Below are 2,967 nucleotides of genomic sequence, written 5' to 3' on the forward strand. Positions count from 1 at the left end.
GCTTCGTGCCTCAGCATGACAGCATATTTAGGGTTGCTGCAAACAAAAAGGATTTCCGCTGCTGTCAGGTTTAGGAACAAACAACCTCCACCTTTTTTGGGTATTCGCATGGAAACCCTCTGCTTAAAGCCCTCCGCCCTCTGCTCCTAAATCCTCACAAAAAAGTAAACAAATTAAACCTTTGTTACAATTCTGCAGTCAATAGAATGATTTTAAATAAATCCGATTACTTTTGAAAAAAACTTAACATAGGTCAATAGCAGGAGATCGGCAGTTCATCTATATTTGTATCAAAATTTTAAAAAAACCAGAAAATGAAATTAAAAATCAGCTCAATTTTTTTATTAGTGGCAGTAGTAGCATTGTCAGCTTTTAAAAAACCAACCAAACCGGTAACTTATACTGTAGATGCAGCAAAATCGACCATTACATGGATCGGTAAAAAAGTAACAGGTTCTCACAACGGAACAATCGGTTTACAATCAGGTAGCTTAGCCGTTAATGGTAAAAGCGTAACTGGCGGTACTTTCGTTATCGATATGAACTCAATTAAAGATGCTGATGGCAGTGCTAAATTAGAAGGTCACTTAAAAGCAGACGATTTTTTCGGTACAGCTAAATTCCCTACTTCAACTTTCGTAATCACTAAAGTTGCTGGTTCAGGTGCTAACGTAACTGTAGATGGTAACTTAACCATTAAAGGTATTACTAAACCATTAAGCTTCCCTGCAACTGTAACTGTAAATGCTGATGGTACTGTTTCTGCTTTAGCAGGTAAAATTACTGTTGACAGAACTAAATACGACATCCGTTACGGTTCTAAATCATTCTTCGATAGCATTGGCGACAAAGCAATTGATGATAACTTCGAATTAGCTGTTAAACTGGTAGCTAAAAAATAATTTTTCCAGTCTCGGAAAATGGAAAGCCTCGACATTTGTTGGGGCTTTTTTGTTTAACCGCAAAGTACGCGGAGTTTTGCGCAAAGTGCGCTAAGTTTTAACCACTGAGGACATCGAGTTTTACACAGATGAACACAGAGTTGATTTCAAAACGTCAACCTGTCCCGATCTTTCGTGTCGAGATAGTAGAAAAAGAGGCTAAAAAATAATAGAAATTGGATATTAAACATTTAAGATATGCACCCAGCTCTGTAAGCTTTGCGCCTTTCTCTGTACGCTCTGTGGTAAAAAACAGCTTTGCATCCTTCGCGGTAAAAAACGAATGAACTACCTTATCTTAAACCCACCTTCAACTTCATCCACAAATCCGGTAGCAGCACTTTTGCCATGGTAGAACAAACATTCCCAGTTTTCTTCGGCTGCTCTTTTACCAAACTCTTTACGCAGTTCCATCGCTTTGCGACCATCGAAATCGTATTTAGCGATAAAATTTTTAACCAGTTCTTCAGGTTCGGGCAATACATCGCCACCAAAAAATACCTTTTGATTGCCTTCTGTCAATAGAAAAACCTGATGATTAGGGCAATGTGCACCGGTAAACTCGTAAGCAATGGTTTCGTCGAGCGCGCCGTCGCCTTCAACAAATTTCAGTTGGGCATTGCGTTGCACGAAATCGAAAATATCGCTATGGTACGATGATGAAGTGCTGCTAAATGCCGTTTCCCATTCGCCACGGTTAATTACATATTCTGCATCCGGGAAACTCAGGTCAACTTTACCATTTCCGTGTTTGTGGATCATGCCACCAGAATGGTCGTAATGTAGGTGCGACATTAAAACCTTGGTTACATCGGTAGGGTCGAAGCCAGCATTGCGGATGTTTTTATGTAAAATCAGTTCCCCATGATCATCGCTAAAACCTAAACCCGTATCAAAAAGAACAAGGTCGTTTTTCAGTTCTACCAAAAAAGGCTGAACATTGATGAATAATGAAGCCGGACGGTCTTTAAAAGTATGTATAGCGGGGTCGAAAGGCACAAATTTCTTTGTTGCATCAACAGAATAGGTTCCTTCGAATAGGGTGTGAACTTGCAAAATGTAGATCTTTAATGTTTATACAAAGGTAACAATCTAAACTTGAGTATTTGTTTTGGTAAAAGCTTGGATACTTCCTTTTTTTGTAAAATATCATGCTTAAATTTCAGGCATGAATCTCCGAATCTTAATTTTCCTTTTCGCTATAAGTTTTTGCCTTCAGTTAAAGGCACAGCAAAAACCGAATGTAATTATTGTACTGGCCGATGATATGGGTTATGCCGATATTTCCTGCTATGGGAGTCCGTTGATAAAAACGCCATTTTTAGATGGAATGGCTGCAAAAGGTATAAAAGCCACAAACTTTGTTACCACTTCGCCAACCTGTACACCATCAAGGGCATCGTTACTTACAGGTAGATATTGCAGCAGAATGGATTTGCCTTCGCCGATTGGTCCGGGCGATAAACGTGGTATCCCCGCAGATGAAATTACCATTGCGCAGATGCTCAAACAGTCGGGCTACGCTACAGCTTTGGTGGGTAAATGGCATTTGGGCGATTATGGTGTTTCGCTGCCGAACAAAAAAGGATTTGACGAATTTTATGGACTTTTATATAGTCACGATTACAGGGCGCCTTATGTAAAAACTGATACCACGATCAAGATTTTTAGAAATACCAAACCTGAGATTTATAAACCGCACGATAGTATTTTAACCAGTTCTTATACCCGTGAATCGATAAAATTCATTAAAAAAAGTGCAGCGGCCAAGAAACCCTTTTTCCTTTACCTTGCACAGAATATGCCACATTTGCCAGTAGCTTTTGCCGCTCAAAAAAGCAGAAAAACACCTTCGGCGGGCGGCGCATTAGGTGATGTGATCGAAGATATGGACGCGGGTTTGGCCGAAATCTGGAAACAGGTTGTCGCCTCCGGACAAGCCGATAACACCATTTTTATCTTCACGAGCGATAACGGCCCCTGGATTAACGCACCACAACGCATGTATGATGATGGTTTTACCAAA

General features: G+C 40.1%; 3 protein-coding genes. 2 read left to right on the forward strand and 1 reads right to left on the reverse strand.

The annotated features are described in order from the left end of the window. Positions 1-314 precede the first annotated feature (314 nt). A complete protein-coding gene (locus tag B2V92_RS26265) occupies positions 315-902 on the forward strand; it encodes a YceI family protein (protein ID WP_293313835.1) in 588 nt (195 codons plus the stop codon). A 327-nt stretch (positions 903-1,229) separates the two neighbouring features. Here B2V92_RS26265 and B2V92_RS26270 read toward each other — a convergent pair whose 3' ends face one another. Further along, positions 1,230-1,997 (reverse strand): MBL fold metallo-hydrolase, encoded by a 768-nt coding sequence (locus tag B2V92_RS26270; RefSeq protein WP_293313838.1) that lies wholly within the window; start codon positions 1,995-1,997, stop codon positions 1,230-1,232. A gap of 112 nt (positions 1,998-2,109) precedes the next feature. On the opposite strand from B2V92_RS26270, the gene B2V92_RS26275 reads away from it, so the two are divergent. Next, on the forward strand, positions 2,110-2,967 hold an 858-nt coding region (locus tag B2V92_RS26275; RefSeq protein ID WP_293313841.1), incomplete at its 3' end, for a sulfatase-like hydrolase/transferase.

The sequence above is a fragment of the Pedobacter sp. UBA5917 genome (genome assembly GCF_002432345.1).
Classification (GTDB): domain Bacteria; phylum Bacteroidota; class Bacteroidia; order Sphingobacteriales; family Sphingobacteriaceae; genus Pedobacter.

Excerpts from the sequence above, each read along its gene's own strand:
- B2V92_RS26265 (WP_293313835.1), top strand. The coding sequence starts at position 315 with ATGAAATTAAAAATCAGCTCAATTTTTTTATTAGTGGCAGTAGTAGCA.